14 protein-coding genes and 2 pseudogenes are annotated in these 12,287 nt (G+C 36.4%); 8 read left to right on the top strand and 8 right to left on the bottom strand.

Annotated elements, in window-relative coordinates:
* Positions 1–22 precede the first annotated feature (22 nt).
* From OVA33_RS00830 to OVA33_RS00860, 7 genes and pseudogenes are all read left to right on the top strand, one after another.
* Complete coding sequence (locus OVA33_RS00830; protein ID WP_071181620.1) at positions 23–2,029, top strand: T7SS effector LXG polymorphic toxin; 2,007 nt, start codon at positions 23–25, stop codon at positions 2,027–2,029.
* 1 nt (position 2,030) lies between these two features.
* A complete protein-coding gene (locus OVA33_RS00835; protein WP_032872498.1) occupies positions 2,031–2,507 on the top strand; it encodes an antitoxin YezG family protein in 477 nt (158 codons plus the stop codon).
* Positions 2,508–2,591: 84 nt separating this feature from the next.
* Positions 2,592–3,080: an immunity protein YezG family protein gene (locus OVA33_RS00840; protein ID WP_063637039.1), complete on the top strand. Its 489-nt coding sequence runs from the start codon at positions 2,592–2,594 to the stop codon at positions 3,078–3,080.
* A 16-nt stretch (positions 3,081–3,096) separates the two neighbouring features.
* On the top strand, positions 3,097–3,558 hold the full coding sequence (locus OVA33_RS00845) for an antitoxin YezG family protein (protein WP_031304524.1): 462 nt from the start codon (positions 3,097–3,099) through the stop codon (positions 3,556–3,558).
* Between the two features lie 33 nt (positions 3,559–3,591).
* Positions 3,592–4,062 (top strand): immunity protein YezG family protein, encoded by a 471-nt coding sequence (locus OVA33_RS00850; protein ID WP_063637017.1) that lies wholly within the window; start codon positions 3,592–3,594, stop codon positions 4,060–4,062.
* A gap of 24 nt (positions 4,063–4,086) precedes the next feature.
* Positions 4,087–4,556 (top strand): annotated as a pseudogene (locus OVA33_RS00855) (antitoxin YezG family protein).
* 91 nt (positions 4,557–4,647) lie between these two features.
* A pseudogene (locus OVA33_RS00860) lies at positions 4,648–4,907 on the top strand (TIGR01741 family protein); the annotation flags it as partial.
* A gap of 67 nt (positions 4,908–4,974) precedes the next feature.
* On the opposite strand, the gene OVA33_RS00865 reads toward OVA33_RS00860, so the two are convergent.
* From OVA33_RS00865 to OVA33_RS00900, 8 genes are read right to left on the bottom strand one after another with little or no spacing between them, the layout of a single operon-like run.
* Positions 4,975–5,850 (bottom strand): ABC transporter permease, encoded by an 876-nt coding sequence (locus tag OVA33_RS00865; RefSeq protein WP_025649905.1) that lies wholly within the window; start codon positions 5,848–5,850, stop codon positions 4,975–4,977.
* Positions 5,851–6,804, bottom strand: coding sequence for an ABC transporter ATP-binding protein (locus OVA33_RS00870; protein WP_025649904.1), 954 nt, complete (start codon positions 6,802–6,804; stop codon positions 5,851–5,853).
* A 36-nt stretch (positions 6,805–6,840) separates the two neighbouring features.
* On the bottom strand, positions 6,841–7,554 hold the full coding sequence (locus OVA33_RS00875) for an SDR family oxidoreductase (protein ID WP_017419046.1): 714 nt from the start codon (positions 7,552–7,554) through the stop codon (positions 6,841–6,843).
* A 10-nt stretch (positions 7,555–7,564) separates the two neighbouring features.
* Positions 7,565–8,515 carry a beta-ketoacyl synthase N-terminal-like domain-containing protein gene (locus OVA33_RS00880; protein ID WP_017419045.1) on the bottom strand — a complete coding sequence of 317 codons (951 nt, stop codon included), beginning with the start codon at positions 8,513–8,515 and terminating at the stop codon, positions 7,565–7,567.
* Between the two features lie 18 nt (positions 8,516–8,533).
* Positions 8,534–9,733: a beta-ketoacyl-[acyl-carrier-protein] synthase family protein gene (locus tag OVA33_RS00885; RefSeq protein ID WP_017419044.1), complete on the bottom strand. Its 1,200-nt coding sequence runs from the start codon at positions 9,731–9,733 to the stop codon at positions 8,534–8,536.
* Position 9,734: 1 nt separating this feature from the next.
* Positions 9,735–10,175, bottom strand: a complete 441-nt coding sequence (gene fabZ / locus OVA33_RS00890) for a 3-hydroxyacyl-ACP dehydratase FabZ (protein ID WP_007609902.1) — start codon at positions 10,173–10,175, stop codon at positions 9,735–9,737.
* A 1-nt stretch (position 10,176) separates the two neighbouring features.
* Complete coding sequence (locus OVA33_RS00895; protein WP_025853972.1) at positions 10,177–10,440, bottom strand: acyl carrier protein; 264 nt, start codon at positions 10,438–10,440, stop codon at positions 10,177–10,179.
* Positions 10,441–10,457: 17 nt separating this feature from the next.
* Positions 10,458–11,021 carry an N-acyl amino acid synthase FeeM domain-containing protein gene (locus OVA33_RS00900; protein WP_017419042.1) on the bottom strand — a complete coding sequence of 188 codons (564 nt, stop codon included), beginning with the start codon at positions 11,019–11,021 and terminating at the stop codon, positions 10,458–10,460.
* Positions 11,022–11,632: 611 nt separating this feature from the next.
* Between OVA33_RS00900 and OVA33_RS00905 the strand changes: the two genes are divergently transcribed.
* Positions 11,633–12,235 (top strand): response regulator transcription factor, encoded by a 603-nt coding sequence (locus OVA33_RS00905; RefSeq protein ID WP_017419041.1) that lies wholly within the window; start codon positions 11,633–11,635, stop codon positions 12,233–12,235.
* The last annotated feature ends 52 nt before the right edge of the window (positions 12,236–12,287 follow it).

Genomic DNA, 12,287 nt, shown 5'->3' on the forward strand with positions numbered 1-12,287 from the left:
CCCCGAATGAAAGGATATGGTCATGAAAGTTTTCGAAGCAAACAGCCTCCTCGCCGCTGCCAAACAGCGCGCGGGTGAATACAAAAAACTGCGCGGCCAGATGGTTAATCTGAAAAAAGCATTTCAAGGCATGGCTGATCTCGGTGACAATGATTTCTCAGGCCGGGGCGCAAATAACATCAAAGCTTTTTTCAAGGACCACGCCGGCGTCACAGACAGCTGGCTTGATCTGATCGATATGAAAATCGCATTTCTCACAAGCCTTCCCGGCAAGGTCGAAGACGCCGGACTTTCCAATTCGCATGTGGAGGAATCATTTCTGGAGCATGAGCTCACCCACGCCCTCAGTAAATCAAAGGCGATTATGGAAGAGCAGAAAAAGGACATGCGCTCCATCCTCGGAGAGATCGAAGACATCATCTCGCTTGATCTGTTTTCAACCGAAAGCACAGATCAGAAGCTTTCTTCAGCTGACAAAAAAAGAAGCAAAACGATACATAAACTCGGCAAACTTGATCACGATCTAACGAAAGAATACGCAGAAACCGAAGCAAACGAACAGTTCCTCCAAGCCGACTTTCAGCAGCTCCAAAACGCCACGGGCAAAGGAAAAAGCGCCACGCCGCTTCACTACAACGCCAAAGCGTATCGAGAAAGCGACATCCATAAGAAGAAAGGCGAGATTGCAAGACATTCGGATGCTTATTTGACGATTAAAAACGAAGAAGCGAAAGAGCGGGAGATTGAAAAACTGAAAGAAAGACTGAAAAACTACGATTATGCGAATGCTGATGAATTCTACTCAATGGCCAAAACGATCGGCTATAAAAACCTGACAAAAGAACAGCAGCGCTACTTCACTCAAATTGAAAACACGCGTGAACTTACAGACGGTTTCAAAGGCGTTGCCGTCGGCCTTTATGATTCCGGAAAAGACGCGGTCACAGGCCTGTGGGATATGGTCACAGATCCGGGCGGAACGGTTGAAGCCATTACAGGAGCGATGGCTCACCCGATCAAAACGTATGAAGCCATTTCAGCGGCAATCGAAGAATCGTACCAAAAAGACATGGTGAATGGCGACACCTACTCCAGAGCAAGATGGGTGTCATATGCAGTGGGCACCGTTGTGACATCAGTTGTCGGCACAAAAGGCGTCGGCGCCGTCTCAAAAACAGGCACAGCCGCCAAAGTGACAACCAAAGTCAAAACAGCAGCAATCAAATCCGCCACAGCTCAAAAAGCGATAACAGTCTCAAAACAAACCGTTGATCACATCAAACAAAAAGTAAACACAGGCATGGAAGTATCAAAAAAACGTGTCAAAAACAAGTTACATCAAATCGGAGATCTCACCTTGGCTGATATGCTCCCGTATCATCCGCGTCACGACTTAGTGCCGGCGGGCGTGCCTTACAATGCTGTCAACGGGGTCACACTTAAAGAAGGACTTCAGAAATTCGCCAAGGTCATCCTGCCGAAACCGTACGGAACCTCCGCAAGCGGCAGGCGGACACCGGCACCGCATGTACCGCCGGTAACGGTCAAATACGGCGAGCATTTTGCGAAATGGACCAGAAAGAAAGTATTGAAGCCGAATGTCATCTATAAAACAAAAGAAGGCTACACGTACACCACTGACAACTATGGTAGAATTACAAGTGTCAAAGCAGACTTGCAGCTGGGAGAAGCAAAACGCAACCAATATGCACAGTCAAAAGCAGGTAAACCAGACCGTCTGACAGATGACGACGGAGGCCACCTAATCGCCACTCAATTCAAAGGCTCAGGCCAATTCGACAACATCGTGCCGATGAATTCTCAGATTAATAGGAGCGGCGGGAAATGGTATAAAATGGAGCAGGATTGGGCAGCGGCTTTACAAGCAGACCCTCCTCAAAAAGTATCAGTTGAAATCAACGCATTGTATAAAGGAGATTCATTAAGACCCACTGCTTTTAGGGTGAAATATAAAATTGGTGATCAAGAACCTAAACTTATGAGAATTAAAAACCAGGTCGGAGGTTAATATGGAGACAAAAAAAATGGGTGATCTATATCAACAGATAGCAGAAGGCATTAACGAAATCATTCCTTCTGAATGGAAAAAAGTTATTCTTTATGCTGAAATTCTCGACGATTCATCTGAGGTTTTCTTTTATTTCAATACTCCACATAGTGAAGATTTTATCTATTCTCATAACATTCCTGAGCATTTCCATGTCAGTGAGGAGATTTATGAGGGGCTGTTATTTGACTTGCATGACTTATTCGAGGAATTACGAGATGAATTTAAAGAAAACAATCAAGATATATGGACTAATTTAACACTTAATCTGGCGATAAGCGGAGAATTCTCGATAGATTATAATTATGAAGACGTTATTCAATCTCCATATACCATCTCTCAAAGACAAACAATCTGGACTTATAAAAATGTAGGAATTTATCCTAAGAGTAAACCTTTAAAATCCTTTTTAGAACAATATCTAAATTCTCAAAATTAAAATTCCCCCTCCTTTATTGGGGGGTTTTTTTGATACAAATGATCCTTACAAATTACCAATTATAATGCTGGAGGCTGATTCTTGTTGGAAAATGAATTAAATGCATTATATAGAAGCATAGCTGAAACCGTTAACGAAATGATACCAGAACCATGGGAGAAATTTTTGTTCTATGCTCAGGTTTCAGAGACAGGCGGAGGCACTTACTTTTTTTATAATTCTCAAAATGAACCTATTCATTTTAAGTACAGTCTTGAAATTCCTTTTGAATTTGATATTGACGAAAATGAATTCGATCAGAATGAGATGGAATTATTTAAACTAAGCGAAAAAATGAGAGATGTTTTCAAAGATCATGATCAAGAATTCTTTTACTCCTTCACTCTTAGCCTAGAACGATCAGGAAAATTAACTGTCAACTTTGATTATACAGATTGGTTTAAGACAGATTATAGTTTCAGTGATCAGCTTATCATCTGGAAATTTAAATATTTAGGGGAAGAACCTATGGATCCATCATTACAAAAATTAATAAAAAAATATTCAGAAGAATATCCTGAAAATCCAATTTAATAAAGTTGGGATAATGATGTTAGGAAAAGCTTATCTAAAAATAACTGATGCCATAGGAAAAATAATTCCTTCCGAATGGAGCAAAGTTGTTCTTTATGCAGAAATATTAGACGGCTCCAGAGAAGTGTATTTTTTCTTTCAAACACCAGAAAACGATGAATATATATACTCTCACGACATTCCAGAACAATTTCAAGTTAGTAAAAAAATTTATACAGAACTATTATTAGATCTTCAAGAGTTATTTAAACAGTTACACAATGAATTTAAAGAAAATAATCCCGAAGCATGGACAAATTTGACACTGAATCTTGAAAGCAATGGAACGTTCTCAATTGATTATGATTATGAAGATGTTATTGAATCTAGTTTGGACGAATACGAAAGACAAATGATTTGGGAGTACAATAACTTGGGTATTTACCCTGAAGATGAAGAGGACAAAGAATTTGTTAAGGATTATCTAAATATTAAATAATGGCTTCAACAATTCAAAGGTAGAGGATCATCAATGGAAACTCAAAAAATGGGTGAACTATATCAAAAGATTGCTGAACATCTAAATGAAATGATTCCATCTCAATGGGAACAGATCGCTTTATATGCTGAAATACTTGATGACTCAGCGGATATATACTTTTATTTTACAACACCAAATAACAGTGATTATTTATTTTCTCATAATATACCTGAACATTTTGATGTGAGCGAAGAGATTTACGATCAACTGCTAATTGAACTTCAAGAGCTTTTTGAAGAACTAAAAGAAGAATTTAAACTAGGCAATCAAGATATTTGGACAAATCTCACTTTAAAATTAGAAAATACCGGAAAGTTTTCAATTGATTATAATGATGATGATGTTTTATCCTCTGAACTTGATGACCTTCAAAGACGAGATGTTTGGAAATATCAAAATCTCGGCATACTGCCAGCTGATGAGGAAGATAGAAAATTCATAGAAGAGTATCTAAACATATAAAAAATTAAAAAGGATTCTGATATTGTGGAAACTGAAAAGATGGGAGTACTATATCAAAAAATCGCTGAGCGAATAAATGAAATCATTCCGTCTGAGTGGGAGAAGGTTGCTCTTTATGCCGAAATTTTAGATGATTCTTCAGAAGTTTACTTCTTCTTTACTACTCCACAAAATCAGGAATATATATATTCACACGATATTCCTGAACATTTTAATGTTGATGAAGATATATATGACGAACTTCTATATGAATTGCATGATTACTTTGAAGAGTTACGGGATGAATTTAAAACAAACAACGAGGACTTATGGACAAACCTCACTTTGCATCTCGAACGAAGCGGTAAATTCTCAATTGACTACGATTACACCGATGTCATCGCCTCAGACTTAAACGGAACACAACGGCAAGTGGTATGGGAATATCAAAACTTGGGGATTTTGCTGAAGATGAGGACGACAAAGAATTTGTAATAAGCTACTTCGGTCTATAAATCAATAATGGCTCAGCAGTTCCCTGCTGGGCTATTTTTTATAACTAGGATTTCTCGACAATTGAAGGTGAAAAAGTTGGAAACTAAGCAAATGCAAGATTTGCACCACATTATTGGTGAAAAATTAAATGACATCATACATTGTGAATGGACAAAAATATATCTTTATGCAGAAGTATTAGATGACTCTACCATGGTTCTCTATCACTTCAAGACACCAAATGTCAACTGATTTATTCGCAAAATATACCAGTCCGATACAGTGTAAGTAAAGATATCTTCAAAACTTTTTCAAGAGAAAACCGAGAACTCTTTGAGGAATTAAGAATTGAGCACAAAAAGAATAATGATAAACAAAACAGGCAGCATCCAGTAAACGGATGCTGCCTGTTACATCGTTATGTATCGTCTGAAGAGGTCATTTATTTTGTTTTTTAAATATGACAATAGATATGACGGTAAATATGATAGCTGTAATGACAATGACCCACAAGCTCGCAGCCGTACTGATAAAATGGCCGTTTAACTTGTAGACGATCCCGTAATGCTTTTCATATTCCTGTATTTGGGTTGTGGAAGCATGTTTAAATACTTTATCAACTGAGTCTGTCATAAACGCTTTTCTGAACAGAACGGCGGTGTGGCTGATAGGGAAATACATAATAATCTTCTGCACAAACACCGGTACGCCGCCGATCGGCACATATACTCCGCATAAAAAACCGATGGCTGTTCCGACAATCGTACTTAACGTCGAAAATGCATTTTGTGTGTGAATAAACAGCGTTAAAAATAAATTTATGGAACTTGACAGTGCAACTGAAAGAATAATGATCCCCAATACTTCAAGTATATCTGTACCGCTTAAAAGCTTGCTGCCTGTTGAAACGAGAAAAATTTCACAGCCTAAAAAGGCGATGAAAGAAAAGATCAAGCCGATGACAAATGAATGAATGACATAACTCAATTGGATGGTCGCCCTTGATAAAGGAGCTGTTAAAAAGTCATACGTTCTCTTGCTTTCTTTATCTTTCACCATAATTCCGAAAGCGCCTAAAGTCGTTGTCACAGCTGTAATGGACAGCAATCCCGCCACCATCCATTCGTTCACCATTGCTTTGGAATCATCTGTCGAACCGACCAAGGCCTTAATGGCGTCCAGCTGTGTCTGCTGTAAGAACACGGCATATAACAGAATGACGATAAATACTGACAGCAAAGAAAGAAGCAAAAGCGTTCGATCACGGAAGTATATTTTTATATTTCTGCTGATTAAACTGGATAAAGACTTCATTTATGCAATGCTCCCCTTTACTGGCAAACTGCTTCCTTGTTCCTCGATAATATGGATAAACACATCATCCATATTCCCTTTAACCACCTCGAAAGATTCAATTTTTCCTTCAAGACCTTTCAAAATGTCCAGCGCATGGAGAGTGGACTCTACACGAAGAGAATAAATAGAGTTTTTAACCGTAAAATCCAGTTGTTTATTTTCAAACCATGCCGTCGGATCAACGCCTTGCTTAAACATCATATGCAGACTGTCAAACGCATATTGATCTTTCAGCTGACTCGGTGTACCCTCTGCGATCAGACGTCCTTCTTTGATGACCACAACGTTATCAGCCACAGCGGCCTCCTCCATGTAATGGGTCGTTAAAAAGATCGTCATGTTTGTTTCTTCCTGCAGCCTTTTAATCGCATTCCAAACAAATACTCTCGTTTGCGGATCAAGACCTGTAGTAGGCTCATCTAAAAATAATATAGTCGGTTTATGGATGATGGCACGGGCAATATCAGCTCTTCTTCTTTGTCCGCCTGACAAATCGCTGTATTTTTTCTCCTTAATATCATCCAATTTTAAATAGTCTGTTACAAACTGATAGTTCTCTTGCACTTGTGCCTTGCTTAAATGATAATATTGTCCGCGGTTCATGATATTTTCATAAACGGTCAATCGTTCATCCAAAATGCTCTCTTGGAAAACAACTCCGATCTTTTTGCGGATATGATTATTCTCTTTCCCCTCACCAAGCGTATAACCGTCTATTACCACTTTTCCGGATGTCTTTTTAATCAGCGTACAGAGAATATCGATAGTGGTCGATTTCCCTGCACCGTTCGTTCCCAGAAATGCAAACAGTTCGCCGCGTTTGACAGAAAAGGATACCCCTTTCACTGCTTCAAATGATCCATATTTTTTACGCAGATCCGTTACTGTTATAATGTCTTGTTCTTCTCCCATTCTGTTCACCTCGAAAAGTAAGATTACTAAATTATGCTAGATTGTTAGTCCTCCGTCAACTGCAATCATTTGCCCAGTGATGTATTTGGATCTATTTTCCGCCAAAAAAAGTGATAATTCACTTACATCATCCGGACTTCCTACATACTGCATTGGGATAAGATTAATCATCCTGTCCTCGTCCAAATTACTTGTCATGTCTGATTCTATAAAGCCTGGGCAAACGGAATTGACCCTAACATTATACTTTGCCAACTCTTTCGCTAATGTTTTTGTTAGCCCGTTAACCCCTGCTTTTGCCGCACCATAATTAGTCTGACCTTCAATACCTTTTATACCTGAAACCGAGGACATATTAATAATTGAACCATAACCTTGATTGATCATATATTTCGAGACGAATTTACAACAATTGAAAGTACCGTTCAGATTTGTATCGATCACTTCTGACCAAGACTTTTGATTCATAAAGGAAATTGTTTTATCTTTATTAATTCCGGCATTATTAATCAGACAATCTATTCGTTCATGCGTGTTATATATTTGCTCGATAAATTCTTTCACAAGGCTGTATTCTCTGACATCGACCTTTATAGCTTTTGTTCCAGGGTATTTTTCTTCAATCATTTTAGCTCTCTCGACATTTCCGAGATACGTAAAATAAACAATATAATTATTATGATGAAATTTATCAATAAGTGATTGTCCTAAATCTCCGGTACCACCCGTTATAATGGCTATTTTTTTCATAATCTGATCCTCAACTAATTTTTGAATTTATTTTAATGATGCTATCGTTTCCAACTTCATTCGTCTCGATCACTAATGTTTCACCTTCCATGTCCATTGATACCAGCAACTTCAAAAACCCGGATAAAGCATTGGACATCCCGGAGCTTCGAGATATATCCAATATATTTAATTCATCGTCAAATTTTTTGCTTTTTAAATAGTTAAAAATGATTTCATCATTGCAATTATTTGAACCATAAATTAAATTTTTTGTTATTCCGTCATTTAAATCTTTTTCTAAGTTCATAATGATTTTATCTCTATTATCTTCAGTATGTTGGAAACTATTTATATTTTCTATAATTGGATAGTTTTTATCATCTTTTTCTATAATAAACGAAATTGCACCTGTAACAGCATTTACTTTTTTTTGAAGGTTCCCTTGTTGATAAATGGATCCTGCTTCGTTTCCCTCAACAGCAGTCACAATGGCAACATCAATAACATTATTATTTATGTATGAAACTGCCATTTTCAAAGCGTCTATTCCAGAAAGATTTCCTGAAATTACAGTTGAGTTTAAGCCTGTTATCCCGTAAACAATGGAAGCCCATCCGGAAATATTATTTAATACGGAACTAGAGAATTTAACCGGACTCACAAAATCCGGAGAAGCTTCATAGACATCTGTCATAAAGTGATAAGCGGCATCCAAAGGGTTTAATGTACTTCCCACAAAAACACCGATTCTTTCTGGAGAATGTTCACTGTATCTGCTTCCCGCATCTGTAATTGCCTCACTTATTGATGCAATTGCTAAATTAGTTGCTTTTGTTAATGAACGGAGTCCTTTATATTTAACATACTGTTTTATATCAAAATTCTCAGGTTCAAGAATACCGTTTATCTCTACGTTATTTCTTATGCTCTCCACGCTTATTGTTTCAGAAAGGACTTTACCTCTTCCAATAATATTCATTTTTACTCATCTCCATTTTTAGCAATTGTCTCTGAATTTCTTAAAAATGATGCTGGAATTGGCGCCACCAAAAGCATAAGAATTATTCATAGCATACTCAATAGGAAATGACCGTTTATTATTCGGAATACAATCCACATCACAATTTATATCTTTTAGTTCAAAGTTTATTGTTGGAGGTGCAACGTCTTCTTTTACAGCGTTACAACATACAATCGCTTCAAGAAGACTTGCCGCCCCCATAGAATGACCTATCATGGACTTAATTGAACTCATCGGCACTTTTTTATTAAATAATTGGTTAACTGCAAACGACTCCGCTTTATCATTGGCTTGAGTACCTGTACCATGAGCGCTGATGTAATCTACATCATCAGTTGTAATACCAGCCTTTTTTACAGCTTTTTCCATGGCTTGTATTATCCCTGTCGAATTAGGATGCGGCGCAGTGATATGATAGGCATCACATGAAACTCCATACCCTTTAACTTCTGCCAGGATATTAGCCCCTCTTTGTTGGGCGTGTTCTAATTCTTCTAATACTAAACAGCCCGCTCCTTCAGCAACAAGCATTCCATCTCTGTGAGCATCAAATGGTTTACATTCTTTTGCTGCAATAGCCTTTAATCGGTTAAACCCGTAATAAGCAATAGTCGAGAAAGGATCTTCTCCTGCTGTAAAACAGATAGATTGTTCTCCGTTTCTTATCTTTTCATAACCTTGAATAATTGCATAATTACCTGCAGAACAAGCGTTTGCAACAAGCATTGTCTCTCCCTGCAACTCAAATTCTCTGCAGGCATTTGCTAATAACGTATGCAAGAATCCTTGGTCTAAAAGATGTTGAGGGCTAGCTTCTTCCAAATGACGATTATAGTCAGTTTTTTCAATGGATATTTCACCCATAGTGGTTCCAACATATAAATCTGCCATTTTATAAGTTTCAGGCTTCAATTCAGCATTTTTGATTGCATCATACATACTTGCAATTAATAATTGAGAACCTCTTCCAATTGACTTATAATCGTTAACTTTAATCCATTCAGAAGCATTGAAGTTATGAATTTGACCGCCATATTTAGGATCCAATAATTGAAGTCCGTCTTTTTGAATAGGTGAAATGCCGGACTCTCCACTCAAACAAGATCTCCAAAAATCTTTTGAATTAAGGCCTATTGAAGTAATAGCTCCTGTACCGGTTACTACAACTCTTTTCAAATTATTCATCTCCCACAAGTGTAAAGGTCAATTCTCCCGATGCACATTTAGAATCATCTACTTTCACTTCAGCTTTCACAATTGCAGCCTTACTAATTTTCTTTATTATATTTAATGTAATAATCATTTGATCTCCAGGTACAATTGGCTTTTTAAATTTCACATTTGTGTGGTAAAGGAGAGGAAGAGTTTGTTTTGTTTCTGCAGAATTTTCGTTCTGTGAAAACAAAAGAATAGCTGTTTGAGCAATCGCTTCTGTAATATACACACCCGGAAATATTTTCTTTTCAGGGAAATGCCCTTGGAAGCACGGTTCATTTCCTGATACATTTTTCATAGCTGTTATGTAAGTTTCATTAGCCTCGATCACTCGATCTATCATTACAAAAGGGTATCTCTGCGGTAATTTCTCTAAAACCTCATCATGCGACAATGAATTCATATTATTTTTCCGTTATTCTTTCTTCAATAATTGAAATAATATTATTTACTGTGGTGAAGTTTTGTAACTCTTCTTCCGGTATTTTTATTTGAAACTCCTTTTCGACACAGGCTAAGATTTCTAAAGCCATCATTGAGTCAGCATCTAATTCTTCAACCAGATCTGTATCATCCTTTATTTCTTCTGGTTCCACTTCCAAGATTTCCGCGATCATTCCCACTAGCTTTTCTTTTTTTTCTACACTAATTAATGTTTCCAGACTCATTTGCTCCATCCCTTTCATTAAATAAATTCCGATATATTTACTACCTTTTCGCTTACTTTCATTACGTCAAGTTTCATAGGACATTGGTACGATTTTTCTCTGTATAATTTATAATCACCGATTTGTTTAAACCCTATTTTTTCGTACATTTTTTTAGATTTCTCTCTGCTCTGCAAGAGAAGATGAGTAATATTTTCAGAGATAATAATATCTTTCACTGTATCAAATAGAAGGTTCATTACTTTACCTTTCATTGAAATCGTTTTAGTAAAAGATGTTTCTAACACGACTAATCTCATGACTTCTGCATATTTTTCATTAGCTTGCGGTTTCAAATTATGAGTTTGTTCAACCTCTAATAATTCATCATCTTTTTTCACAATTAAAGTCATAAACCCAACTAATAAACTGCCTTCATAACAACCGATTTGGTAAGCATGATCATCAGAATGGTCCTTTAATAAACCGTCCTTATAATTTTCAGCAGGTACTGATTTTTCCTGTTCAACAAAGATTTTATATCTCGTTGCATATAGTTCTTTTTTCTCTTCTTCGGTTTCTAAGATCTTTACTTTAAACATTATTACCCCTCCCTTTGTCCCGTCTCAAGATTATATCCTGACTCTGTAACTCTTTAAAAAGTTTACTCTGTCTACACCTTAGCTGAAGTGCATCACAGTATTTTTTGAGGTGTATCAAAAAACAACATCAGTGAAAATAGTATATTCCGCCTCTTTTTAACCAATATTTTCTTCTCTACATAAAAATATCAAAATATTGACTCAGATGAAATCCGTAAATCACGCCAAAAATATGGCGCGATGTCGCCAACTTATTATTGTTAATTGCATGTTTTTTTGAGGCAATTATCAATTTAGGAAATTTGAGTAATTAAAAAAATGAATTATTAAGAAATATGTAACAAAAAGGGTTAGTATATTATACTTTTATCTAGATTAATAACAAGGGAAATGATATAATATTCCATAAGGACCATATTATAGACATATATCTATAAAAAAGTTTATAAACCTTCTTCCCAATGATCAGAATCTACATCATTTTAGAAATGACTAAAGCCCAATGCAGATATCTTATATTCGATCCTTTTCTGTTTTAATTTATAACCAAAGAGAAAACGTTTTAACACAATATTGTTACAACTACTTTTTCAATGAATGGAGTAAATCAGTTGAAAATCAAAGTATTGCTGTTAGATGATCATATGATGATGGTACAAGGTATTAAACAATTGCTAGAACGCGACAGAGTCGTTAAAGTAGTTAGCACTTTATCAAATCCTGCAGAGATATATGATGAAATTGACTATCATCGTCCGAATATTCTAATTATTGATATTAGGATGAAATCTTTTAATGGAATCTCCTTGACAAGAAACATTAAGAAAACATTTCCGGAGTTAAAAATTGTAATATTATCCGGTTATGAGTATGATGAATATATATATGCAGCATACAATGCCGGAGCTGCTGCTTATGTAAGGAAAGAAAATTCAATTAATGAACTAATAACTGCAGTCAAACAAACTTTTGCAGGAAACCATGTATTTCCTCAACATGCTGTAAACCTTTCTGTTGATCGCCTTACTCATAAGGAACTGGAGGTACTGAAGTTGATAGCAGAGGATAAAACAAATATGGAAATCAGTTCTGCATTAAAGTTAAGTAAAAGAACTGTAGAACGTCATATTTCTTCTATTATTCAAAAAATGGATGCCAACTCAAGAGTTGGAGCAGTTGTGAACGGAATTAAACGAGGGCTGCTACATGTATAACTTAAGGATTATAAAATAGCAACTTTCTTAAATGAGAGGAGTAAAGATATAT

The sequence above is a fragment of the Bacillus sp. KICET-1 genome, from assembly GCF_027721405.1.
GTDB lineage: Bacteria > Bacillota > Bacilli > Bacillales > Bacillaceae > Bacillus > Bacillus velezensis.

Coding starts and splice junctions, on each gene's coding strand:
- OVA33_RS00830 (WP_071181620.1), top strand. CDS start 23: ATGAAAGTTTTCGAAGCAAACAGCCTCCTCGCCGCTGCCAAACAGCGC.
- OVA33_RS00835 (WP_032872498.1), top strand. CDS start 2,031: ATGGAGACAAAAAAAATGGGTGATCTATATCAACAGATAGCAGAAGGC.
- OVA33_RS00845 (WP_031304524.1), top strand. CDS start 3,097: ATGTTAGGAAAAGCTTATCTAAAAATAACTGATGCCATAGGAAAAATA.
- OVA33_RS00850 (WP_063637017.1), top strand. CDS start 3,592: ATGGAAACTCAAAAAATGGGTGAACTATATCAAAAGATTGCTGAACAT.
- OVA33_RS00865 (WP_025649905.1), bottom strand. CDS start 5,850: ATGAAGTCTTTATCCAGTTTAATCAGCAGAAATATAAAAATATACTTC.
- OVA33_RS00870 (WP_025649904.1), bottom strand. CDS start 6,804: ATGGGAGAAGAACAAGACATTATAACAGTAACGGATCTGCGTAAAAAA.
- OVA33_RS00875 (WP_017419046.1), bottom strand. CDS start 7,554: ATGAAAAAAATAGCCATTATAACGGGTGGTACCGGAGATTTAGGACAA.
- OVA33_RS00880 (WP_017419045.1), bottom strand. CDS start 8,515: ATGAATATTATTGGAAGAGGTAAAGTCCTTTCTGAAACAATAAGCGTG.
- fabZ (WP_007609902.1), bottom strand. CDS start 10,175: ATGAATTCATTGTCGCATGATGAGGTTTTAGAGAAATTACCGCAGAGA.
- OVA33_RS00895 (WP_025853972.1), bottom strand. CDS start 10,440: ATGAGTCTGGAAACATTAATTAGTGTAGAAAAAAAAGAAAAGCTAGTG.
- OVA33_RS00900 (WP_017419042.1), bottom strand. CDS start 11,021: ATGTTTAAAGTAAAGATCTTAGAAACCGAAGAAGAGAAAAAAGAACTA.